The organism is Streptomyces sp. HPF1205 (assembly GCF_020400825.1).
Classification (GTDB): domain Bacteria; phylum Actinomycetota; class Actinomycetes; order Streptomycetales; family Streptomycetaceae; genus Actinacidiphila.
Genome location: NZ_JAINVH010000016.1, coordinates 102,987 through 125,795, shown reverse-complemented (window position 1 = coordinate 125,795; position 22,809 = coordinate 102,987). Strand labels below are relative to the sequence as shown.

19 protein-coding genes and 1 pseudogene are annotated in these 22,809 nt (G+C 73.2%); 7 read left to right on the top strand and 13 right to left on the bottom strand.

Annotation, left to right across the window (positions count from 1 at the left end; genetic code table 11):
- Positions 1 to 250 precede the first annotated feature (250 nt).
- Positions 251 to 847, top strand: coding sequence for an N-acetylmuramoyl-L-alanine amidase (locus K7G61_RS20065; RefSeq protein ID WP_374204178.1), 597 nt, complete (start codon positions 251 to 253; stop codon positions 845 to 847).
- 84 nt (positions 848 to 931) lie between these two features.
- On the opposite strand, the gene K7G61_RS20060 is transcribed toward K7G61_RS20065, so the two are convergent.
- Positions 932 to 1,522 carry a DUF4240 domain-containing protein gene (locus tag K7G61_RS20060; protein WP_225848274.1) on the bottom strand — a complete coding sequence of 197 codons (591 nt, stop codon included), beginning with the start codon at positions 1,520 to 1,522 and terminating at the stop codon, positions 932 to 934.
- 528 nt (positions 1,523 to 2,050) lie between these two features.
- Here K7G61_RS20060 and K7G61_RS20055 point away from each other — a divergent pair.
- Positions 2,051 to 2,695 carry a hypothetical protein gene (locus K7G61_RS20055; RefSeq protein ID WP_225848273.1) on the top strand — a complete coding sequence of 215 codons (645 nt, stop codon included), beginning with the start codon at positions 2,051 to 2,053 and terminating at the stop codon, positions 2,693 to 2,695.
- Positions 2,696 to 2,714: 19 nt separating this feature from the next.
- Here K7G61_RS20055 and K7G61_RS20050 read toward each other — a convergent pair whose 3' ends face one another.
- The 5 genes from K7G61_RS20050 to K7G61_RS20030 all read right to left on the bottom strand — a co-directional run bounded on the left by K7G61_RS20050 (position 2,715) and on the right by K7G61_RS20030 (position 9,572).
- On the bottom strand, positions 2,715 to 3,989 hold the full coding sequence (locus K7G61_RS20050) for a hypothetical protein (RefSeq protein WP_225848272.1): 1,275 nt from the start codon (positions 3,987 to 3,989) through the stop codon (positions 2,715 to 2,717).
- Positions 3,986 to 4,618 (bottom strand): RNA polymerase sigma factor, encoded by a 633-nt coding sequence (locus tag K7G61_RS20045; RefSeq protein WP_225848312.1) that lies wholly within the window; start codon positions 4,616 to 4,618, stop codon positions 3,986 to 3,988. Before K7G61_RS20045 ends, K7G61_RS20050 begins: the two co-directional genes overlap by 4 nt.
- A gap of 797 nt (positions 4,619 to 5,415) precedes the next feature.
- Entirely contained in the window at positions 5,416 to 5,910 is a 495-nt protein-coding gene (locus K7G61_RS20040) for an inorganic diphosphatase (RefSeq protein WP_225848271.1), read from the bottom strand.
- A gap of 146 nt (positions 5,911 to 6,056) precedes the next feature.
- A complete protein-coding gene (locus K7G61_RS20035) occupies positions 6,057 to 6,803 on the bottom strand; it encodes a hypothetical protein (RefSeq protein WP_225848270.1) in 747 nt (248 codons plus the stop codon).
- A 321-nt stretch (positions 6,804 to 7,124) separates the two neighbouring features.
- Positions 7,125 to 9,572: an SdrD B-like domain-containing protein gene (locus tag K7G61_RS20030; RefSeq protein ID WP_225848311.1), complete on the bottom strand. Its 2,448-nt coding sequence runs from the start codon at positions 9,570 to 9,572 to the stop codon at positions 7,125 to 7,127.
- A 100-nt stretch (positions 9,573 to 9,672) separates the two neighbouring features.
- Here K7G61_RS20030 and K7G61_RS20025 point away from each other — a divergent pair, with 100 nt between their 5' ends.
- A complete protein-coding gene (locus tag K7G61_RS20025; protein WP_374204176.1) occupies positions 9,673 to 10,530 on the top strand; it encodes a hypothetical protein in 858 nt (285 codons plus the stop codon).
- A gap of 19 nt (positions 10,531 to 10,549) precedes the next feature.
- Here K7G61_RS20025 and K7G61_RS20020 read toward each other — a convergent pair whose 3' ends face one another.
- The gene (locus tag K7G61_RS20020) at positions 10,550 to 11,920 is read right to left on the bottom strand and encodes a NosD domain-containing protein (RefSeq protein ID WP_225848269.1); all 1,371 of its coding nucleotides are present in this window, start codon (positions 11,918 to 11,920) and stop codon (positions 10,550 to 10,552) included.
- Positions 11,921 to 12,007: 87 nt separating this feature from the next.
- On the opposite strand from K7G61_RS20020, the gene K7G61_RS20015 reads away from it, so the two are divergent.
- Positions 12,008 to 13,234: a Dyp-type peroxidase gene (locus K7G61_RS20015; protein WP_225848268.1), complete on the top strand. Its 1,227-nt coding sequence runs from the start codon at positions 12,008 to 12,010 to the stop codon at positions 13,232 to 13,234.
- Positions 13,235 to 13,498: 264 nt separating this feature from the next.
- Here K7G61_RS20015 and K7G61_RS20010 read toward each other — a convergent pair whose 3' ends face one another.
- The gene (locus tag K7G61_RS20010) at positions 13,499 to 14,077 is read right to left on the bottom strand and encodes a hypothetical protein (protein ID WP_225848267.1); all 579 of its coding nucleotides are present in this window, start codon (positions 14,075 to 14,077) and stop codon (positions 13,499 to 13,501) included.
- A 797-nt stretch (positions 14,078 to 14,874) separates the two neighbouring features.
- Here K7G61_RS20010 and K7G61_RS20005 point away from each other — a divergent pair.
- Together K7G61_RS20005 and K7G61_RS20000 are read left to right on the top strand one after the other, a co-directional pair.
- Positions 14,875 to 15,801 (top strand): ADP-ribosylglycohydrolase family protein, encoded by a 927-nt coding sequence (locus K7G61_RS20005; protein ID WP_225848266.1) that lies wholly within the window; start codon positions 14,875 to 14,877, stop codon positions 15,799 to 15,801.
- 45 nt (positions 15,802 to 15,846) lie between these two features.
- A complete protein-coding gene (locus tag K7G61_RS20000; RefSeq protein WP_225848265.1) occupies positions 15,847 to 16,407 on the top strand; it encodes an alpha/beta fold hydrolase in 561 nt (186 codons plus the stop codon).
- A gap of 122 nt (positions 16,408 to 16,529) precedes the next feature.
- Here K7G61_RS20000 and K7G61_RS19995 read toward each other — a convergent pair whose 3' ends face one another.
- Both K7G61_RS19995 and K7G61_RS19990 read right to left on the bottom strand, forming a co-directional pair.
- Positions 16,530 to 17,066 (bottom strand): dihydrofolate reductase family protein, encoded by a 537-nt coding sequence (locus K7G61_RS19995; RefSeq protein ID WP_225848264.1) that lies wholly within the window; start codon positions 17,064 to 17,066, stop codon positions 16,530 to 16,532.
- 9 nt (positions 17,067 to 17,075) lie between these two features.
- A complete protein-coding gene (locus K7G61_RS19990) occupies positions 17,076 to 18,611 on the bottom strand; it encodes an MFS transporter (protein ID WP_225848263.1) in 1,536 nt (511 codons plus the stop codon).
- 156 nt (positions 18,612 to 18,767) lie between these two features.
- Here K7G61_RS19990 and K7G61_RS19985 point away from each other — a divergent pair, with 156 nt between their 5' ends.
- A complete protein-coding gene (locus K7G61_RS19985) occupies positions 18,768 to 19,748 on the top strand; it encodes an RNA polymerase subunit sigma-70 (protein ID WP_225848262.1) in 981 nt (326 codons plus the stop codon).
- Between the two features lie 31 nt (positions 19,749 to 19,779).
- On the opposite strand, the gene K7G61_RS19980 is transcribed toward K7G61_RS19985, so the two are convergent.
- The 3 genes and pseudogenes from K7G61_RS19980 to K7G61_RS19970 form a co-directional block, all read right to left on the bottom strand.
- On the bottom strand, positions 19,780 to 20,595 hold the full coding sequence (locus K7G61_RS19980) for a DUF1963 domain-containing protein (RefSeq protein ID WP_225848309.1): 816 nt from the start codon (positions 20,593 to 20,595) through the stop codon (positions 19,780 to 19,782).
- 363 nt (positions 20,596 to 20,958) lie between these two features.
- Positions 20,959 to 21,352: pseudogene (locus K7G61_RS19975) on the bottom strand (formylglycine-generating enzyme family protein); the annotation flags it as partial.
- Between the two features lie 387 nt (positions 21,353 to 21,739).
- Positions 21,740 to 22,513 carry an aminotransferase class IV family protein gene (locus tag K7G61_RS19970; protein ID WP_225848261.1) on the bottom strand — a complete coding sequence of 258 codons (774 nt, stop codon included), beginning with the start codon at positions 22,511 to 22,513 and terminating at the stop codon, positions 21,740 to 21,742.
- Positions 22,514 to 22,809 lie beyond the last annotated feature (296 nt).

Below are 22,809 nucleotides of genomic sequence, written 5' to 3'. Positions count from 1 at the left end.
GCTGGCCCGCCTGATTTGTCATGCACTTGACCGTTCACTTCTCGATCCCAGGGAGCCTCCCATGGAACACCTCGGCCGTCCCCGACTCCCCCAGACGCCGGCCGCGTTAAGCCGTCCGGGTATCCGTTCCGGCCACACCCCGGACCGCGAGCCGGACCCCGCCACGGACCCCGCCACGGACCACATCCCGGACCCCGCGCCCGCCGCCACCGCCCCCGTCCGCGCCCGCACGCCGGGTGTGGGCGCGGGCGTGCCGACCCGCCGTTCCCTGCTGCGTACCGGACTCGCGGTCGGCGCCGCCGCCACCGCGGCCCTCGCCGGCGACCTGTGGGCCGGCCAGGGCACCGCGGCCGCGGCGACCGTGGACTACCCCTCGGCCACCTGGGCGCCGGCCAGCACGGCCAACTACACCGCCTCGAACCGCCCCACCTCGTACCCGATCAACCTGGTGGTCATCCACGTCACGCAGGAGACGTTCGCCGACACCATCCGCCTCTTCCAGGACCCCGCGCACGCCGCTTGCGCGCACTACGTGGTCCGCTCGGCGGACGGCGCGATCGACCAGTGCGTGCGCGAGCACGACATCGCCTGGCACGCGGGGAACTGGGACTACAACACCCGCAGTATCGGCATCGAGCACGAGGGGTGGGTCGACCAGCCCTCGTACTTCACCACGGCGATGTACCACGCCTCCGCCGCGCTCACGGCCGCGATCTGCGACAAGTACGGCATCCCCAAGGACCGCAACCACATCATCGGCCACTCCCAGGTCCCCGGCACCGACCACACCGATCCCGGCCCCAACTGGGACTGGGTCCGCTACATGCGCCTGGTCAACGGGACCTGAGCGTACGGGCGGTCCGCCGTGCGCGCCCGCGAAGCGAGAGTGCGCGGGCTCGCGGGGTCACTCCCGGCCGCGGCGGGCCGCCCCTCATCCCAGCGGGAACATCATGCTCAGCCGCGGCAGCCGGCGTACCGCCTCCGGTTCGTCCAGGACGCTCCAGCGCGAGCCCGAGGGGGTCGTCGGGCGGAGCCGGTAGGGGCGGTCGGCGTCCAGCAGCGCCGTGGTGGCCCGGAAGAAGGAGTCGCCGTCGTCGCAGGCGCCGGTCGCGGCCTCGTACGCCTCGACGGCCAGGTCGCCCAGCGACGGCCACTCCGGCCAGTCCTCCCCCCACGCCTCCCGGGGCAGACCCGAAAGCCGCAGCACCTCGGGCGCGTATGCGAGGGCGTCCGGGTCGTGGACCGCCGCCTCGAACACCGGGCGGCCCAGCCCCATCATCCAGCGCTGGAAGAAGCAGAAAGTGTCGTCGGAGCACCAGCCGCCGAAAACGCGGTCGGCCGCCGCCCACAGGTTCCAGCTGAACGCCCGGTCCGTCTCGTGCTCCAGGCAGGCCTGGAAGGCCACGATCTCCTCAAGGGGCACCGTCGTCAGCGTGTCGCGCAGCCACGCGTCCCGCTTGTCACCCCTGAGCCCCTGCCGCCGGCACTCGTTGATCAGTGTCCAGAACGGGTCGGTGTCCATACCGTGGACTATGCCAGGGACAGCCGACAAAGTACCCCCAATTCCACCTGCTGGACGTCCACTTGCACGCCGTGCCACCGCATCGTGCGCCCACACCCGCACGGGGACCTGTCCGGACCTGTCCGGACCCTGTTGCGAACCCTGTTCCGGAACTGCTCCGGCCCTGTTCGGACACGCTCGGATCCATCCGGAACACCTCCGGACGCGTTCAACCGCGTTCGCCCGGGTTCGCCCGCGCCCGGCTCCCCTCACGAGCGCCCCGTCCGTCGTTTTCCGGCCACTCGTCGGCCACTCGCCGGCCACTTCCCGGCGATCCTCCCGTCAGCTCCCCGCCCGCAGCCGTCCCGGCGACCCCGGCCACCCCGACCGTCCCGGCATATGCGGTGATCACGCCCGCTTGCCGCCTATATCACGGTCCGGCAACCTCTCTCCCGCTCCCGCCGTTTAGGTGACATGCTCCCGATCTCCACACAGTGCGAACCTTTGGGGGACGTTGTGTCGCATCCGGAGCTGCCCGGGAGAGTGTCGGTGCCCGAGCGCGAGGCCCGGCCGGGACACCGCCGTGCCCACCGCCGCCCGAAGTCCGCGGCTCGGGCCGCGGCGGATCCCGCTCCCCGTTCGGCGGCCGGGTCGGCGCTGAGGGCGGGGCTGCTCGGCTTCCTCGGCACGCTCGCCGTCGTCGTGGTGGTCGTGCTGGCGATCCGCGCCACGCACCACGATTCCGCCGCGACAGCGGCCAGCGGCACGAGTGGTACGAGCGGCAAGGGCGGCTCGAACCGTACGAGCGGTACGGGCGCCGGGGGCGGCCCGGCCTCCTCCGTCCGCGCCTGGGCCTCGAACGGCGGTACCACCCACCTGACCGCCCTCGCCCGGGACGTGGGCGCCGTCGACGACGACTCCTCCGCGCACGACACGGTCAGCATGGGCCAGGACTGCGTCGCCCTCCAGACCGACCTGCGGGCCGCGCAGGTCTACCCGGCCGTCCCCGAACGCGACACCCAGCAGCACTGGTCCACGGCCCTCGGTCTTCTCGCCCAGGCCGCCGCCGACTGCTCGGACGGCACGGCCACGGGCGACGCCTCCCTGATCGCCAAATCCACCACCGAGCTGCGTTCCGGCTCGACCGAGCTCGACCTCGCCACCACCCGCGTCAACGAACTCGCGGGCCTCTGAGGGGCGCCGAAGTGCTCGCCTACGAGGGCGAGCGCGTCGCCGCGGGGCCCCGGACGCCGGTCGGCGTCGCAGTCGGAGTGGCCGCGGCCGGCGTGGGCGTGACGGAAGGGCTGGACACGCCCGACGACTTGCCGTGCCCGGAGTCGCCGCCGGACGACGAGCCCTCGCCCCCGGAGGCCGTACCGCTCCCGCCCGACGCCGAACCCTCGCCGCCGGACGACGCACCGCTCCCGCCGGACGTCGTATTTTCGCCGCCGGAGGTCGTACCGCTCCCGCCGGAGGACGAGCCGGACGAGGTCACGCCCGCGCAGTACCCGTCGACCTTCGCGGCTCCGCCGGCCGCCGTGGCCAGTCGCAGCCGCAGGGACGCGGACGGCTGCTCCCCGCGCCGCAGCGCCTCGGTGTAGGAGGCGCACAGGTCCTTCGCCGCGTCACCGGCCTTCCCCTGCGGGGATCCGCTCGCCCAGGTGTGGGGTGAGGCGGACCGGCCCGGCGAGGCCGCTGCGGAGGGGTCGCCGTCGCCGGGACGCGCGCCGCGCCGGGTGCGGCTCCCCGCCCCGGGCGCCGTCGTCCCCGATGTGCCGCCGGCGGAGGCGGACGGCGTGGGTGCCGGCCGGTGCTGGTCGCCCCCGCCGGAACGGAACGGGTGCGGCAGTGCGCCCGTCTGGGCCGCGATGGCCACCCCGCCCAGCGTGAAGACCGCGGCGAACCCGCTGATGAGCGCCTTGGCCGAGCGGGACATCGTACGCCGGGGCGCCGCGTCCGCGGAGCGGAGGCCGTGCGGCTCCGCGTCCGCGGCCTTCGCGGTGGCGCCCGCCCGGGCACCCTCCAAGCCGTCCAGGGCTCCCAGGGCGCCCGGGCCGCCCGAACCACCCAAGCCGTCGAGACCGCCCGCGGCCAGGCGCACGCCTTCGGCGCGGCCCGCGCCATCCGCCTGAGCCGTACGTTCCGCGCGGCCCGCGCCATCCGCGTGAGCCGTACGTTCCGCCTGAGCCGTACGTTCCGCGTGAGCCCGCCGGAAGGCGGCGAGTACGGCCTGTTCGTCCTCCGGCCGGCCCGGTCGGCCCTCGCCGGCCGCGGCGAGCAGCCGTACGAGACCGGTCACGCGCGGGTCGGCCGCCGCGACCGGGTCACCGTCGAGCAGGCGCTCCGCGAACTCGGCGTCCTCCGCGCCCTCGTCCTCCCATTCGGGTCCGGGGCCCGCGCCCCGCACGGAGTCCAAACCCGCCCGCGGGGCCGGCGCGGGGCCCGGGCCCGGTCCGGGTTCGCCGCCGCGTTCTCGGCTCTCTTTCATCCGTCCACTTCTCCTCGGCCGCCCGAGCCTTCCGGTCCGCCCGGCTCGTGCGGCACACGCCGTTCCCCCGTCTCCCCCGTGCCCGACGGCCGGTCACCCAGCCGTTCGGACAGCCGCTTCAGCCCCCGGTGGGCGGCCGTGCGTATCGCGCCCGGCCGCTTGCCGAGCACTTTGGCCGCCATGGGCGCGTTCAGCCCGAGCACCACCCGCAGCAGCACGGCCTCCGCCTGCTCCTGGGGCAGCTCGGAGATCATCGCCAGCGCCCGCTCGGTGGAGATGCTCTCCAGGGCCAGGCCCTCGGAGTCGCCGGCGGCGGCCGGTTCCGACGTGATGTCCTCAAGGGCCGTCGTACGCGGCCTGACCTTGATCCTGCGCAAGTGGTCCAGCGCCCGGTGCCGGGCCACGGTGGCCGCCCAGCCGCGGAACGCCGCGCCGTCGCCGCGGAAGCGGTGCAGGTCGCGGACTATGTCGTGCCACGCCTCCGACGTGACGTCGTCGGCGTCGTCGCCGACCAGGCCGTACAGGTAGCCCACCAGCCGGGGGTGGATCTCGCGGTAGACGGTGCTGAACGCGGCCTCGTCGCCGCCGCGGGCGCGCTCGACCGCCTCCCCCAGCTCCCCGTCGTCCATCCTGCCGTGCCGGCGCACCACCGCCCTGCCCACTACGTCCTCTTCGGTCCTTCGCAGCTCGCTGACGTCGTGCGTCATCCCCGTCGTCATCCCGAACGGCGGGGTGTCGGTCCGCGCCGTTCCGCGGCCGGCGCCGCGGCCGTCCGCCGGAGCGTCACCGCCGTCCGTCGCGCGTCAAGTTCGTCCACCGGGCCTCATGTCCTGGCTCCTGCCGTCAGGCGGAGGAGCCGCGGGCCGTCCGCGGGCCCGTCTCCGTACCGCTCGACCGCCCTTCCCAGCGGGGAGCGCGGACGCCCGCCGGGAGCGCGGACGCCGATGGGCCGTCCGAAGATAGCGCGCCCCTCCCGGTCCGCGTCCACCCAGGGCGCCCCGGCCGCGGGTACCCGTGGTCCGGCGCCGGCCGAGGGGTGCGGGCCGAGCGGCGGTACCCGGGGGGTCTCGGGCTGGTCGTTCACCGCCTGCTCGGCCATCACACCACTCCACATGGTTGCTCCACCGCGGTCCGCGCGGCTCGAACAGGAAGCGCACAGGACCGCGAAAGCGTTACCGGCCCCACCGCCGCCGGGGCCGTTCCGGTACGCGGGGGGCCGGTGGGACGGAAGCGGCGTACGGGGGGCGGGGCCCACCATGGGCCCCGGGCCCGGGACGTGCGCGCCGCGGGCGCGGACGCGAGCCCCGCGAGCGCGGACGCGAGCCCCGTGAGCGCGGAGGTGAGCCCCGTGAGCGCGGAGGTGAGCCCCGTGAGCGCGGACGCGAGCCCCGCGGGCCCCGGACGCAAGCGCCGCGGGCGCCCCCGCTCAGACGTGGGTGCCGGAGGCTCGGGCACGCTCCCGGGACGCCTCGATCTCGGCGTACGCCTGGTCGCGGCCCTCCCAGTGCGAACCCTCGACGGACTTGCCGGGTTCCAGGTCCTTGTAGACCTCGAAGAAGTGCGTGATCTCCAGCCGGTCGAACTCGGGGATGTGATGGATGTCACGGAAGTGCTCGTAGCGCGGGTCGTGCGCGGGCACGCACAGCACTTTCTCGTCCAGTCCCTTCTCGTCCCGCATCACGAACATCCCGATCGCCCGGCACTCGATCACGCACCCGGGGAACGTCGGCTCGCCGGTCACCACCAGCGCGTCCAGCGGGTCCCCGTCGTGGCCCAGCGTGCCCTCCACGTACCCGTAGTCCGCCGGGTACCTGGTCGACGTGAACAGCATCCGGTCCAGCCGGATCCGGCCCAGCTCGTGATCCATCTCGTACTTGTTCCGCGATCCCTGCGGGATCTCCACGATCACGTCGAACTCCACGGCCACGATCTCCCTCCGCCTCGCCGGCGTCCCACCCCCACCCTGCCCCGCCTCGGCGCGCGGGGCACCCCGTACACCCCCGAAAGTGCCCGCGGGGCGGGTGCGCGCGGGACCGCCCGTACCGGCGCCGCACCGGACGGCCGCCGTCACCCCTGGTCGCTCGGGGTGCCGCCGAGCAGGTTGTCCACCTTGCGCCGTGCCGCGCCCCAGCGGGCGTCGTGGCGCAGGAAGCGCCGCTCCGCGCGGGCGGCGGCCCTGGAGCGGCGGCGGTAGAGGCGGGTGGCCCACGGCGACCCGGGGCGGGCCAGGCGTACCGCGCCCACCAGAGCCAGGGGCGGCAGCAGCACCCCGAAGACGGCGGTCATCCGCTTGCCCTTCAGCAAGCAGACGACGACGAGGAAGAAGTTGCCGATCAAGGTGGTGATCAGGTCCGCGCGCCCGGTGCTCTCGCCGGAGCCGACGTTGTTCACGCCCAGCGGCGAGGCGCCCACCAGCAGCACGGCCAGCATCGCGACCGTCACGACCACCATCTCGACGCTCTTGCGGCCCTGCTCGGACCAGTAGACGTCCTGGAGGTAGAGGATCAGCGCGAACTCGTCCAGTACCAGGCCGGTGCCGATGCCGAACACGACCGCCGTGACCGAGGCCGCCCAGCCGCGTCCGCCCAGGGCGACCCCGCCGAAACCGCCGACGCACATGAGCACCACCCCGGGCACCATGTGGTGGACGTGGTGGCCGCCGCTCGACGTCACGTCGTGGAACGGCCCCCGCCCGGCCCGGATCATCCGCGTGACGAAGCGCGTCACCGCGAAGGTCACCACGAACGCCACCAGCGCGAGCAGCAGCGGCAGCTTTCCCGGCTCGACGATGTTGCGGTACCACCACCCGTCCATGACCCCCCAGCATCGGCCGCCCCGCCCCCGCGGGCACGGTCGCCACGCCGCCCCCTACTCCCCCTGGCGTGCTCCGAAGGTTCCCGGGCGGCCGGTGGCGACCCGGCGGGCGGTCCTACGCGGGCCCGGCCGGCGGCCGCACGGGGGCCGGGCGGGCGGCCGTACGAGGGCCCCTGGCGGCCGCTCAGGGGGCCCGGCCGGTGAGCGCGCCCTCGGCGCCGTTCCGGCGGCCTTCACGTGCCGGCGGGCCGGTGCGTGGCACCGGCCCGCCGGAGGCGATACGGGGATACGGGATACGGGGATACGAGGAGGTGGCCGGGATCAGCGGTGCCTGGCGTGCCGCCTTCGGCTCACGAAGGCGAACGCCGTACCCGCGCCGACGAGCAGGGCGACGAGGGAGAGGATCTCCCCGATGCCCGACATGCCGGTGGGGGCGAGCGCACCCGGGTTCGAGCCTCCCGTGCTCCCGCCGGTGGGCGCCGCGGTGGGCGGTACCGAGGCCGGCGTGGACGCGGGGGGCGTGGAGGACGGCGGGGCGGACGTCGGCGGGGCCGGCCGGGGCACGTACACGCCGGCGTCGATCGTGTGGTCGACCCCGCCCGGCCGCGCCGGCGCCGTGACGGGGGCGGTTCCGTCGCACAGCTCGCCGGTGGTCGGCGGGACCACGTTGGAGTCGTGCGCCCGGTCCTTCCCGGCCAGCGGAAGCGTGAACCGCAGCTTGGCGGCGGGCGGTTGGCCCGGCACCTTGCTGGTGTCCGCGGTGCACACGTCGAACTCGACGGTGTACTTCGCGCCCGGCGTGAGCTGGTAGGCGGCGCCGACCCCGCCGAAGTAGTACTCACCGTCGGCGTCTGTCCTGGTCGTGGCGACCTGCTTGCCGCCGGCGTCCAGCAGGTTGACGGTCGCGCCGGGCAGCAGCACCTGCCCGGGGTCCTGGATGCCGTTGTGGTCGCCGTCGTACCACACCACGTTGCCGATCTGGATCGGCGCGTTCGCCGCGGCGTACGCGATGTCGCCGAGGCCGCCGGCCTTGCCGAAGCCGTTCTGCTCCTGGCCGACGAACTGGTAGGCGTTGGCGGACGTGTTGTTGCCCGGGCCCTGACCGGTCGTGATGTCGTGGTAGCCGGTGCCCGCGGTCTCGACGTGGGTGGCCGGGTCGAACTCCGTGCTGACGACCCACTGCTGCTGCGGGATGTAGGCCACCGACCCCAGGGCGGTCTCCTGGTGCCCGCCGGCGTAGAAGTCGCCGGGGAAGTACTCGACGACGCCGCTCGCCTCGTTGTCGTCGTTGGCGGGTGTCGCGTGGTTGGGGCAGTTCCCGGTGCCTTCCCAGGCGTAACCGCCGGCCGGATCCGCGCAGGCCATGGTGATGTCACCACCGGACATGCCGATCTCCGCCGTGCTGTTCCCCGGGCGGGGGTCCAGGCCCCTCGCGCTGAGGACGTCCATGAACCGGTCGCGGAAGCCGAGGACCATCGAGCCGTCACGGGCGAAGGCCATGCTGGCCAGCTCCGGCTGCGGATCGATGAAGGCGCCGCCCCCCGTCCGGTCGTCCCAGGTGGCGACGCTGGTGTTCCAGGGGTTCCAGTGGGTGGCCTGGTCGGTCTGGCCGGCGCCGGTGAAGACGGTGCCGCGCTCGTACGCCAGCGCGTGGGTCAGCACCGTGGTGAACCGCTTGCCGTCGTAGGCGTAGACGACGGCTTGCAGGTCGGCGCGCCGCTGCGTGCTCTCGGCGTCGCACACGCCGCCGACGTAGAGGGTGTTGTCGTGGACGGCGAGACCGAAGGGCCGCCAGTCGGTGGGGGACGCGCAGCCCGGGTCGGGGATCGGCACGGTGGCCTTGGGCGCCGACGCGGTGGAACCCGTCGCGTCGAAGCTCACGAGGGTGCGGGTCAGCAGGTTCACCGCGTAGAGCGTCGAGCCGTCCTCCGACAGCGCGACGGCGCCGACGCTCTCCTTGCCCGGCGCGTCGGTGAACCCGGGATCCTTGATCATGTCGGTGGTGTCGTGCGGCGTCACGGCGGCGCCGGGCACGGTCGCGAAGAGCGTCGCGCTCCCGCCGCCGGTCGGCACGGTGTAGATCGCGCCGCCGCCCTTGGGCCCGTACGGGGCGTAGCGGCGGGCGAACGCGCTCTGGAACAGCCGGTTCCGGTACTTGTCGTACGCCAGGCCGAACGTCGTGCCCACCTCGGCCTGCGTGTCCAGCGTGGTCGGGCACGACACGTCGGTGGGACAGGTGCCCCGGGTGGTCGTCCCGAACGTCACCAGCGCCCGGGTGTCGGTTCCGTTGGCGCCGTTCTGGACGGGCACGAAGTACCGGGAGTCCGGCAGGGCGTAGTCGGCCGCGTCCCAGACGCCGGTGATCACCGAGGCGTCCTTGCCGCCCGAGACGTCGGCGAAGCTGGTGAAGCTGTCGAAGTGGTTCGCCGCGGTCGAGGCGGGCGCCGCCCGCAGGTAGCCGTCGTAGGGAGCCGGTACGGTGACGTCGACGCGGTAGCGGCCGCCGGTCAGGTCGCTCGACGGCGGCACCACGACTTTCCCGGTGGCGTCCGTGACGCCGCTGACGCGGTGCCCGGCCGGGTCGGTGACGTCGACCTTCATGCCCCGCTGCGGCACGTCCATGGTCGCGTTGATCACACCGGTGCCGAAGAAGTCCCGCAGCACCTCGACGGTCAGTGTCCCGTCCGATGTCGAGGCGCCTGCCTGCCCGGCGCCGGTCACGAGGGCGGTCGTGGCGCCGCCCATCAGGAGCACGGCGGACAGGCCCATCCGCCCCAGCCCACTTAATCGCATGGCATTCCCTTACGTCGTCCTGCGCCAACGCCGACGCAGCAGCCTCACGCAGCACGGTACAAGTTGACGGAACGTCATGTCCCGGAAACGCAGAGTCCCGAGGCATCCGGGCGCGCACCTGTTAACATCGCGCCGCGTGCGGACCATGAGGATCGGCAAAGGACTCCAGCGGGGTACGGCGGGCCGGCGCCGCGGGTGGTCGCGGTTACGGTGGCCGGCGGCCGCCCTGGCCCTCGCGGCCGCCGCGTTGAGCGCGTTCGTCCTCGCGGGCTGCGGCGGCAGCGGCGGCTCCGGCGGCCGGCGCGCCCTGACCGCGGACGAGGCGAACCGGCTGGCGATCACCCGGTTCCGCAACTACCAGGCCGGCGGCCGCTCGGTGACGATCACCGTGCCGAGTACCGCCGGCGGCCTGGTCGTCACCGGGTCCATCGACTACCGCGCCAGGATCGGGTACGGGGTGGTGCGCGGCACCGGGCGCGACACGTCGAGCGACGGGCTGGTGGAGTGGACGGCCGCCACCGTCCTCGTGCGCCCCATGGCGGACGTCCCGGCCGCCGCGCCCGCGACGCCGCCCGCGTCGGGCTGGTACGGCCGTCCGCTGACGGCGTCCGGCAGTTCCCTGGACAGCGCCCTGGCCATCGCGCTCGGCCTGGGCAGCGACCGGCCGGACAACGCCGAACTGCTGCCGCAGAACGGTGCCGCCCGGGTCGGGCGGGACACGGTGCGCGGCCACCGGGTGGACGTCATGACCGGGCCCGACGCCCGCGCCCGCGCGGGTACGTCGGCCACCGTGCGCTACTGGATCGACTCGGACGGCACCATGTACCGGGTGCGGGCCGCCGTGGCCTCCGAGTCGCGGCCGGTGGTCATCGACTTCGACACCCGGGCGTACGTCCCCGTCCGGCCGCTGCCCGGGGTGACGCCGAAGCCATAGCCGCCGCCTTGGCCTGCGTTCACGACGTGCGCACCAGGGCGCGGTCGGCGAGCAGTGACGGCGACGGCAGCGGGATGTCCGCTGTGTCCGGCAGCGCGGGAACGGCCGGTACGGCGGTGGCGCCCGTCGTGGTCGCGTTCGGGAACTGCGGCTGCGGGCCGGGCACGGCCACGTCGGTGAACGGGATACCCGCGGGCGGCGTCGGCCGCGCCCAGGTGCCCGACGGCGTGGTCGACGCGGCGGGCACGGGGCAGGACGCGGTCGCCGCGAGCCGGGCCGGGACGGTCGTGCGCAGGGTGTTGCCGTGCAGGCAGTTGCCTTTGCCGCGGGTGGCGTTGGGGAAGGTCCAGCCGATGTCCACGCCGTTGGCGGCGAAGGTGTTGTCCATGATCCGGTTGCCGTCCGGCGGGATGTCGGCGGTCGCGGTGATCACGAATCCGGCGTCGGCGTTGCCGGTGATGCGGTTGCGGAGGAACTCGTCGCCGCTGCCGCCGTCGACGCCGACCCCGATGCCCCAGCCGCCGTCGGCCTGTTCGGGGGTCCGCGCCTGCTGGTTGTCCGCGATCAGGTTGCCGGCGACGACGGCACCGCGCTGCGGGAGCAGTTTCTCCTGGTGGTCGGAGTCGGTGGTCAGGCCGACCCGGTTGCCCGCGAGGCGGTTGCCGACCACGTACATGTCGCCGCTGGCGTTGGTGCCTTCGTAACCGACCGCGTTGAGTTCCGCGACGTTGTCCCGCACCACGATGCGGCACGGCTTGCACTGCCCCACGTAGATCCCGGAGTCGGCCCCGCCCGAGGTGTACGAGTGCTCGATGACGCCGTTCTGCGCGGAGAACGCGTAGATGCCGTACAGCCCGTTGCGGGTCGCGGTCACGTACGAGACCAGGAACGACTTCAGGAAGGTGACGGGCTCGTCGCCGGTGTCGTAGCCGCCGCTGCGTCCGGGCAGGCCGGCGACCGCGGCCGCGGAACCGGTGACCAGCACGCCGTTCTGCGTGTTGTTCTCCACGGTCAGGTTCTCCACGGCGACCCCGGGCGCCGCGACGACGACGCCGTTGGGCTGCCGCAGCCGCCCGTCGATGACGACCTTGTCGCGGGACGTGCCGCGGAGGGTGACACCGGCCGTGCGGATGCGTACCGACTCGTGGTACACGCCCGGGGCGACCAGCACCAGGTCACCGGGCCGGGCGAGGGACACCGCGGCGGAGATCGTCGGGGCGTCGGCGGGCACCCGGATCGTCACGTGCGCGCCGGCGGGCCGCCGGCCCTTGCCCGGTCCGCCGTCGCCACCACCGCCGCCACTGCCGCTGCCGCCGCAACCGGCGAGGAGCGCCAGCGTGAGCGGCAATCCCAATAACGACGCCATCACGCGAAGAGCTGACCGAGGCATGATCCCAGTCTGGCACGCGCGCCGATTCCGCGCCGGAATACCGGAGTTGCCCGGTATTCGCGGTGCGGGTGTGGCACCCTGCACACCATGCGCCGAGCCGCTCACCATCCGTCACGCCGCAGCTTCCTCGACGCCACCGGCGCCATGGTGGCCCTCGGCCTCACCGCCGGCTGCGACGCGCACGCCGGGCGGCCGGACCGGTCCGACGCCGCCGCGTCCGCCGCCGCCACCCCCGCCACCCCCGCCACCCCCGCCGCCGCGCAGGACCCCGCGCCGGCCCCCTCCGTGCCGGCGACGGGCAGGTACCAGGCGGGCGTCACCCTCCCGCAGCCCGCCCAGCGCAACCTGCTGGCCGTGGTGGCCGACGTCCCCGCCGCCGTGGCCGTCGGCCCGCTGCTGGCCGACCTCGGCCGGACCGTCCGCGCGCTGACCGCGGGAACCGACCCCCGGCTGCTGGGCCTGCCGCCGGGCGACCTCACCGTGACGGTCGGGGTGGGCCCGCGGCTGGTACGCGCGGCGGGACCGTCCCTGCCCGGGGCGGCCGACCTCCCGCGGTTCTCCCGCGAGCGGATCGCCCCGCGGGCGCGCGGCGGCGACCTGCTGGTGCAGATCTGCGCCGGCGACGCGCTCCTACCGGCGGTCGCGGCCACCGCGCTCCTGGACGCGGCGGGCGACCGGCTGCGCGAGCGCTGGCGCCAGTCGGGACACCGCGGCGCGAACATCCCGGTGAGCCCGGCGACCCGCTCGCAGGGGGCCGTCACCGCCCCGCGCAACCTGCTCGGCTTCGTCGACGGCATCGTGGGCCCGCACACGGCCGCCGCGCGGGACCGGCACCTGTGGCTGGCCGGACCGGCCCCGGTCGCGGGCGGCACGATCGCCGTCCTGCGCCGCATGGAACTGGACCTGCCGCGGTTCGCCGCCCTGTCCGTCGCCGAGCAGGAGGCGGTCTTCGGCCGGCGCCGGGCGGGCGGCGCCCCTCTGTCCGGCGGCACCATCGCCTCGGACCCGGACCTCGGCGCCAAGACCCCCGACGGGCGCTACCTCGTCCCGGCCGACGCCCACGTCCGCCGGGCCAACGCCAACGCGGTGGGCGCCGGCCTCATGCTCCGCCGCTCCTACAGCATCGACGACCCCGCGCCCGGCCTGCTCTTCGTCAGCTTCCAGAACGACCTGCGCACCTTCACCCGCACCCTGACCCGCATGGACGACTCCGACGCGCTCCTGGGTTTCACCACCGCCACCGCCGCCGCGACCTTCCTGATCCTGCCCGGCTTCGACGAGCGGCGCCCGCTCGGCTCGTCGCTGTTCCGCTGACGGCGGCGGCGACCGCGGCGCCCGGGTGCGGGTGACGGCCGTCACGGGATCCGGTCCGCCGGCCGGTACGAGGCGGCGCCCCGCAGGTCCGCGAGGCATGCACCGCGCCGGGGCACGTGCGTCCAGCCCTCGACGGCCGCCGGAGCCGGGCGCCGGAAACGGGCCCGGCCCGGCCGATGGGCGGCCGGGCCAGGTGAGGTGCGGCGGTGCTCGGGTGTGCTCGGGCGCCGCGGCGTGCCGGACGGCGCCTGCGTGCCGCGGAGCCTAGAGGGAGACGGCCGGGCTGCTGACCGGACCGATCTGGGTGTACGAGCTGGGGGTGCTCCAGTAGACGTCCGTCACGGCGGCGGCCTGGTAGGTGCCGGGGGAAACCGGGTACTCGGTGTCCACACCGGCCAGGTAACCGCCGTACACGGTGTTGACGTTGTAGACCACGTCCACGCCGTTCCTGAACAGGTCGACCTCGACGACGATCGCGTAGACCGCCGCGGTGCACTGGACGTTGGCCAGGCCCTCCTCGCCGCCGCCGTACGGGCCGCCGTAATAGCGGAACGGGGTGGCGACGTTGATGGTGCAGGTGACCGTCTGGGCCACCTGCTCCGGGGTCTTGGTCACCGTCACGTGGGCGCCCCGGCCCGTGGCGGTGTACGTGGCGGTGCCCGCCGGGATGGTGAACGTCCGGCTGGCCGGCCCGGTGGCCGACGGTGCGTGATGGGCCGCCACGGTGGCGTGCAGCCCGGCCGACGGTGCGGCGGCCTGGGCCGCGGGGCCGCCGGTCAGGGTGAGCGCCACGGCGCCCGCCGCGGCGGCCAGGAGGCCGGCTAAGGACTTCTTCTTGCGCATGTGACCTCGCTTCGGAGAGAGGATCATCGCTCGCGTGATCAATATCCGGAATATCCGATCACATCGGCATTCCTTGACCCCCAGAGCGTAAGTGTGCCGGCACGGGGGCGGCAGGACCGCGGAGTTGACCCGGTCACATGGCTCTGGCGTATTCGCCTCCGGCAGCCGCCGACGCGGGCGGCCGTCGCGTACGGGCGGCGGCACCGGCCGCCGACCCGGGAGATACCGCGCCACCGCACGCCGGTCCGCCCCTTGGCGTAGCGGCCGCACGCGCACGCGCTCAGCGCGGTGGGCGCGCTTACCTCCCCCGCGCCCACCTCGTCCGGGACGCGGGGCGCCTGCGTACCGCGTCTGGACTCCCGGCCCGCGATACCGCATGCACACATCACCTCCACGGATGTGGGGATCCGGTGGCAGGCGCGGATCGGTGACATCCTTTCCGGACGCGGCCATGACGAGAATATGGCCTGAAAGGCTGCCCAGCCCCCTCAATTCCGGCAGCGGAGCTCTGCGGCGGGTCCCGCCCGTCGCCCCCGGCGCCGGCCGGTGTCACCGGGCCCCGCGAAGCGTCGATGCCGCGAGCAGCGCCCAGAGGATGCGGGTCTCGCCGGGCGCCGCGCGGACTCCGCCGAGCAGTGCGTCGTACCGCCGTGGTACCTGGTCGCCGCGCCTGAACCGGCCGCCGGCCTTCCCACGGCGGGGCCGGCCCCGGCCGGCGCGGCGGTCCGGGTCGGAAACCGGGCCCGTACCGCCGGAAACGAATACCGGCGCGCCGTCGGGCCGGTGATACTGCTGCGATGACCAACGTGCCCGTCGCCGCGCTCGACTCCCTGCACGGGCTCGCCTTCGGGGACGCCTTCGGGGACCGCTGGTTCGGCATCCTGCGCCGGGAGGGGGCGGCGGCCCTGGAGGCGCGGGTGCTGCCCGCGGAGCCGCTGTGGCGGTGGAGCGACGACACCGCCCAGGCGCTCGTTCTCGTCCGGGAACTCGCCGAGGGCGGCGGCACCGTCGACCAGGGCCGGCTCGCCCTGCGGCTCGCGGCGGCCTACGCCGACGACACGCACCGCGGTTACGGGGCCTCGATGCACGACGTGCTGCGCCGGATCGGTGCGGGTGAGCCATGGCGGGAGGTGGTCGCCGGGCAGTTCGGCGGCCAGGGCTCCTGGGGCAACGGCGCGGCCATGCGCGTGGCCCCGCTCGGCGCCTGGCTCGCCGCCGACCTCGACGCGGTCGCCGAGCAGGCCGCCCTCCAGGCCGCGGTCTCGCACCACCACCCGGAGGCGGTCACCGCGGCGGTGGCGGTCGCCCTCGCCGCGGCGCTGGCGGCACGCGGCCGGGGCGGGCCGGCCCCGGTACGGCCGGACTTCCTGCGGGCGGTCGCCGAACGCCTCCCCGACAGCGACGTGCGGTCCGGGGTGCGAACGGCCGCCCGGATGCCGGAGCGCACTTCGGTCCGGCACGCCGCCGAAGTGCTGGGCTCCGGGTACCGGATGTCCGGGCCCGACACCGTCCCGTACGCCCTGTGGTGCGCGGCCGGGCACCTGGACGACCTGCACGAGGGACTGTGGTTCACGGTCGCCGGCCGCGGCGACATCGACACCACCTGCGCCATCGCCGGCGGGGTGATCGCCGCCCGCACGGGCGTCGCCGCGCTCCCCGCCGCCTGGCACGCGGCCCGCGAGCCGCTGCCCCCGGTCGACGGGGAGTACGTACCCTCGCGGTGAGCGGCCGGCTCCGACGAGGACCTTGAGGGACGAGGGACGGCGACCATGACAGGGACTCAGCAGATCTTGTTCGTCCAGGGCGGCGGCGAAGGCGTGCACGACGAATGGGACGACAAGCTGGTCGACAGCCTGAGCCGGGCCCTCGGGAACGGGTACGCGGTCCGCTACCCGCGCATGCCGGACGAGGGCGACCCGGCGTACGCCCGGTGGAGCCCGGCGATCCGGCGGGAGGTGGCGGACCTGGCGGACGGGGCCGTCGTGGTCGGCCATTCGGTGGGCGGGACGATCCTCGTCCATGCGCTCGCCGAGCAGCCGCCGGAGCGCGGGCTCGCGGCGATCGTGCTGATCGCCGCCCCATTCGTCGGCCGGGGAGGCTGGCCGGGCACGGAGTTCGAGTTGCCCGGCGACCTCGGCGCGAGGCTTCCGCACGGCACGCGGGTGCACGTCTTCCACGGCCTCGACGACGAGACCGCCCCACCGTCGCACGCCGACCTCTATGCCCGCGCCATCCCGCAGGCACAGGTCCACCGGCTGCCCGGGCGCGACCACCAGCTGAACAACGATCTGAGCGACGTGGCCGACGCGATCCGCCCCGGCGAATCCTGATAACACCGACAACCCCGACAAACCTTGCCTCCTGAACCCTCCGCCCGGCACTCCGGGACGCTGTCCCGACGCCGGATCGCCGCCGCGCCCGCCGTCCTCCACCCCGTCCGGACAGCGGACCTTCAGGCGTTCGCGTAGGAGAGGGTGACTACGCCGTTGCGGCGCTCGCTGACCGAGACCAGGCGCAGGTTCGTGCGCTTGGCGGGGTGGAACAGCGGGGTTCCGCCGCCCACCATGACCGGGTTGACGGCGAACTTCAGCGTGTCGACCAGGCCGTGGTCGAGCAGTGTCCGGGCGAGCCGGCCGTAGCCGTAGATCATCAGGTGCCCGTCTCCTTGCTCCTTGAGTTCCCGCACGGCGGGGGCCGGGTCGCCGGGGATGATCGTCGTGTTGCTCCGCAGCTGCGACGCGGTCAGGGTGGAGGAGAAGACGTACGTGGGCATGTCGTTGATCCGCTCCAGGTAGGGCCCGGAGGGCGACGACAAGAGGGGGGCGAAGTAGTCGTAGGTGTTCCTGCCCATCAGCATGGCGTCGCTGTCGAGCAGTGCGGCAAGCGACTCCTCCACGGCTTGCTCGTCGAAGTAGTCCCCGACCCATGACCGCGGGTCGGCGTGGACACCGTCGAGTGAGACCAGACTGCTCACGATCAGGCTGCGCATGGTGCCTCCTTATTGAATCGCTTTGCTGCGTTGCTTTGCCGGATCGCATTGCGTCGCTTCGCCGCCTCCGGGCCGGCGGCCGGGAGCGTGGTCGTCACGTGGTCCTGCCGCGTCGGGCCGGATGAGGAGGAACGCGACGGGGACGGCGGTCAGGGCGACGAGCCCGCAGACCCACAGTGCCTGGTGGAACCCGCCGGTCAGGGCGTCCGCCTGGGCGTGGCCTCGGCCGAGCAGGCTGCGGGAGCGCGTGGCCGTCACGGTTGACGCGACGGCGATCCCGATCGCGCCGCCGAGTTGCTGGGAGGAGTCGATGAGCCCGGAGGCGACGCCGGCGTCGCGCTCGGTGACGCCGACCAGTGCTCCGATCGACACCGGGACGAACACCCAGGTGACGCTCCCGGTCAGGAAGAACGGGCCGGCCAGGTCCGCCCAGAAGCTCCCGTGCGCGGGCGCCTGGGTCACCCCCAGGATCCCGGCACCGGTCAGGGTCATCCCGGCTGCCATGACGAGCTTGACCGAGGTGCGGGTGACCAGGAGCTGGGCCGGGCCGGCGAGCACCACCCCGGTCAGGCCGGCGGTCAGCCAGGCCAGGCCCGTCGTCATCGGGGAGTATCCGAGCACCTGCTGCATGTACAGGGTGCCGATGAAGAGGTAGCCGTAGAAGCCGGCCCCGAGCAGGAAGCCGACCGCGTTGGAGCCGGCCAGGGTCTTCAGCCGGAACAGCCGCAGTGGCAGCAGGGGTTCCTGCGCCCTGGCCTCGACGACCACGAACGCGACCAGCAGCGCGGCCGCTGCCGTGAGCTGGGCCAGGGTACGGGCGGCCGTCCACCCGGCGTCCGGCGCCTGCGAGATCGCGTAGACCCCGAGCACCAGGGCGCCGGTCACGGTGACGGCGCCCAGCAGGTCGTAGCGACGGCGTGCCGCGGGCAGCCTGCTCTCCGGTATCACCCGCCGGGTCAGCAGCAGCGCGGCACCGCCGACGGCGACGTTCAGGTAGAAGATGTCGGGCCAGCCGCCGTACCGGGTGAGGGCGCCACCGGCCAGCACGCCGAAGGTCGCTCCACTGGCGCCGACGGCGCCCCAGATGCCGAGCGCCTTGTTGCGCTCGGTCCCCTCGGGGAACATGTTCATCACGATGGACAGCGCGGCGGGCAGCACCGCGGCGGCGCCCAGGCCCTGGATCCCGCGCATGACGATCAGGAACGTACCGCTGGTGGCCAGCGCGCAGGCCAGCGAGGACGCGGTGAACACCGACAGCCCGGCTGTGAACACGCGCCTGCGGCCGAGCAGGTCTGCGGCCCGTCCGCCGAGCAGCAGGAAGCCGCCGAAGGTGATCGCGTACGCGGTCACCACCCACTGCAGGTCCGACTCGGCGAAGTGCAACTGGGCGCCGATCGTCGGCAGCGCCACGTTGACGATCAGCAGATCGACCGCTGTCATGAAGTACGCCACGGCAAGCAGCGAGAACGCCCGCCACCTGCCCGCCGCGCCGGGCGCCGCACGGGCCCTGCCGCGCAGGTCGTTCCTGGGGTCCACCGAGGTCATGTGCGCCTCCGGTCGTCACTGGTCGAAGTCCTCACCGGATGAAGCACCGGCCGTTCCGTCGATTCGCCGACGCGGCGGCGATGAATCCGCGCCGCCGCCGGTGTTGCACATGCGGAACCCGTTTCCCAGGAGCCGGATGAAGGGACATGCCCCACCATGACCGAAGCGACCCTCGCCCTCGCCCAGGCCGGGGACGGTGAGGCCTTCCGCGAACTCGTCGACCCCCACCGCCGCGAGTTGCAGGCGCACTGCTACCGGATTCTCGGCTCGGTGCAGGACGCCGAGGACGTGCTTCAGGAGGCCCTGCTGGCGGCATGGCGTTCGATCGGCCGGTTCGACGGCAGGTCGCTGCGGGCGTGGCTGTACCGGATCGCCACCAACCGCTGCCTCAACTACCTGCGGGGCGAGTCCCGCCGCCCGCAACCGGCGGGTCTGCCCGATCCCGGCGCGGGCGGGCCGGGGCAGGGTGCCGCCGACCCGTGGTGGCTCGAGCCCTACCCGGGTGATCCGGACGACCTGACCGCCGGCCCCGAAGCGCGGTACGACGCGCGGGAGTCGATCGCCCTGTCGTTCGTGGCGGGTCTGCAGCACCTGCCGCCCCGGCAGCGTGCGGTCCTGGTGCTCCGGGACGTGCTCGGCTTCGCCGCGGCCGAGACCGCCGGCATCCTCGGCACCACCCAGGCCGCCGTCAACAGTGCCCTCATCCGGGCCCGGGCCGGCCTCCCGCCCGACCGGCACCCGCACGACGTACCCGTTCCCAAGTCACCTGCCGAGGCCGCCGTCGTCGACCGGTTCGTCAGCGCTTTCCAGCGCTTCGACCTGGAAGAACTGGTGGCCCTGCTGACCGACGACGCCAGGCTGACGATGCCGCCCCAGCCCGCCGAGTACCGGGGCCCCGGGCCGATCGCCCGTTTCCTGACGTCCCATCGCCACCTGAAGCCGAAAGTGCTCCCCGCCCGGGCCAACGGCCAGCCCGCCCTGGTGCTCTACCTTCCCGATCCCGGCGCGCCGATCTGGCGGGTCAACGGCCTCACCGTGCTCACCCTGCGAGGAGACCGGATCGAAGGGCTCACCCGCTTCGGAGACCTGAGCCTCCTCGCCCGCTTCGGATACCCCCGCACACTGCCGCCCCACTGACACCGCTCCCCGGAACGCCGGCAGATCGTGGTCAGGAGTCCTGTACGAGCATGCGTCCCTGCTTGGCGTCCGGCGAGACGAACACGAACGCCACAGGCGCGGCACCGAGGTTGAGGTGGAAGGGCTTGAAGTTCGGGCTGAGCTGCAGCGTCAGCTCCCAAGGGCCGCCGTCGGGCCACTCATCGCCTTGGAAGAAGGCGGGCACTCCGCCGATCTTGTCGTTGCTGATCCGCTCCCAGTACCGATCAAGGTCGTCGGTCGGCAGCCGCGCGGAGTCGTTCTGCGGACGGAAGTCGGGGTCCTCGCCCGGCTGGAGCCGGACGGTGTACTCGGCGTCGGACCCGTCCTCGGCGTGGTACAGGCTGGGCCCGGTGGCCATGGGGAGCGTCGAACCGTCGTAGACACCACCCGGCTGCACGATGACTGCGTTCGCGCCCTCGTCCGGAAAAGCGATGTCGGGGTCGAAGAACACCTCATCGCCGTGCTCGGCGTGAGTCACGAAGACGTACGCCAGCCTTCCCTGCCCCGCCTCGCCGACCACCGGTCCGAGCTCGATCTGGCAGAGGAAGCGCATCGGCTCCCCCCAAGCGTCGTTGACCGGCCACTGCGGCTCGGAAAGCCACACCGGCTGACCCCCGAACTTGGTGACGGGGTCGGTGATCGGCGCGCGGGCGGGCACGAACGCCTCGATCCTCAACGTCGGAACCACAAACACCGTCCTCGTCGTGGTGGCCACCCGATTCTGCCACCTCCACGGCACGCGCCGCTGCCACGCAGTTTCCGTGTGCATCATGGCCAGCCGCGCCTCGGTCAGGAAATCGTGGGGCGGCTCGTCCAGGCCTTCCACGATGATGACGCGATCGTCGATCGCGACGGGCCGGTCGCGCCTAACGCGGTCGCGTGCGCGCTGACTTCCCTTAAATCGAGCTTTGACACAGGCCGCGATGTATAGGCCGGCCTGCCTCACTCGGCAGGCTATCGTCCTATTCCGTCCCAGTTTGAAACGAATTGCGCAGAGCGCTCTCCGGCGTGCTGCAACGGAAGCCTGTGTCGTCGTCGAGCATGGTGGAGGCGGCGTCGTTGAAAGCGGAGGGGGTCGCGCGGGCGAAGGGCTGGTGAAGGCGCCGGCTTTGAGTTCGTAGCGGCCCTGGGTGGTGCGGGTGCTGGTCCATTCCCAGGTGTTGCCGCACAGGTCGTAGACGCCGTAGGGGCTGACGCCGCTGTGGTAGCGGCTGACGGGGGTGGTGGTGCCGATGCCGCTTTCGCGGGAGTTGCACTTGGCGGGGCTGGTTGCCCCAGGGGTAGGTGTCGCCGCGGACTCCGCGGGCTGCCTTCTCCCACTGTTGAGCGGTGGGGAGCTGCTTGCCGGTCCACGATGCGTACGCGGTCGCGTCGTGCCAAGTGACGTAAGTGATGGGGTGGTCGAAGAGGGTGTCGGGGCATTTGCTCTTCGGCCAGTGCTGCGGGGGCTGGTGGCCGGTGGCGGCGACGAAGCGGGCGTAGTCGGCGTTGGTGACCGGGAAGATGTCGATGTAGAAGGCGGGGACCCAAGTCGGCTTGTTGTCGGGGCCGGCGAGGTACACGCCGGCGTCGACCAGGGCCATCTGCTTGCCGTCGTGGGGGTGGCACTCGTGGCGCTGGACCGGCGTTTCCTGGACGGCTGCTGTGTCGCCATGGTCGGGCGGGACGGTCGTAAAGGCATCGGTCAGGCGGATGAAGCGTTCGTGGACGTCGGGGCTGGAGACCCGCAGGGAGGTGTCCAGGGCGGCCTGGTTGACGGCGCGGATGATGATGTTCTCGCCGCGGCTTTCCCATGTGGACAGGGTGCGTTCGCTGACTCCGAGGTGGGCGGCGAAGGCTTCCAGGCTCATGCGCTTGGCCGTGCGTAAGGCTTTGGCCTCCCGGCCCGTCCAGCGCTCTACCGTGGTCACGTATCCCTCCGGCTGTCCTGATGCCCACCCTAGTGACGGGCCCGTTGTGGGGCTGTCGGTTCAGATCGGTTCGCCCGGCACGTCCAGGTATTCCTTGCGGAGGATGTCATGGAGGGGATGGTCGGCGGACAGGTGGACGTCGTCGATGCGGGTGATGGCTCGAACGCCGATGGCCGCGTTGGTGGCGAAGGCGGCCTGCATCCCCCCGAGGTCCGCAAGAGTGATGTGGGCGATGCGGTGTTCGTGGACGCCTTGGAGAAGCCGCATGGTCACGCCGGGCAGTGCGGGTGCGTCCGGCCAGATCACGTGGTCGCCATCGAAGAAGCCGATGTTCCAGGTACCGCCCTCGCTGATGACGCCGTGAGGGTCGGTGAAGAGGGCGTCGTCGTATCCGTTGAGCTGAGCGGTCCTGCGGTGGTGGAGGGTGCCGAAGAGGCCGACGCTTTTCACCTCGGGCACGTCACGCTCGTAGACCGTCGACTGCACGGCAAGGGGCGGCAGCGGGAGGGCGCCGGCGGCGCGCTGGGTAATGAGGATCTGGGGGTCGGTGGCGCGGTCGGGGTGTCCGAGGTCGGTTGACGGGTCGAAGACGGTGACACGGATGGTGACCGAACCGTTCGCGGAGGCCACTCGCCGGATGAGTTCTCGTACGCGCTCGGTGTCCAGGTCGACGCCGAAGAGGAGGCGGGTGTCGCGGACGAGCCGTTCCAGGTGCATGGTCAGGCCCCGTACGCGTCCGTCGTCCACGCGCAGGCTGGTGAACGAGCCGTAGTTGGTCAGGGCCAGGGCCTGCAGCTCGTCCAGCGCGACGGGACGTCCGTTGAGTTCAGCCATGGGATCAGCATGGCACCCGTCCGCCCGGCCGGTCGGCTCACGAGCGGCTGGAGAGGCCGGAACTGCAGTGAAACTTCAGGATCTCCTCAGCAGAACCGCATTCCGATACGTGACTGTGCGCGCCAGCCTGGTAACTCGCCGTTGAGAGCGGTGGACCCCGATGTGCGAGCGAGGGCCGATTCCCGCAGCCCGAGGAGATGTGACGATGGTCTGCGTATACGACCAGGACCACCGACCGCCGGTCCTCCGGAAGCCGTCCGAGGACGGCGAGAGCGGCCGGGGCCCGCACCTCGTCG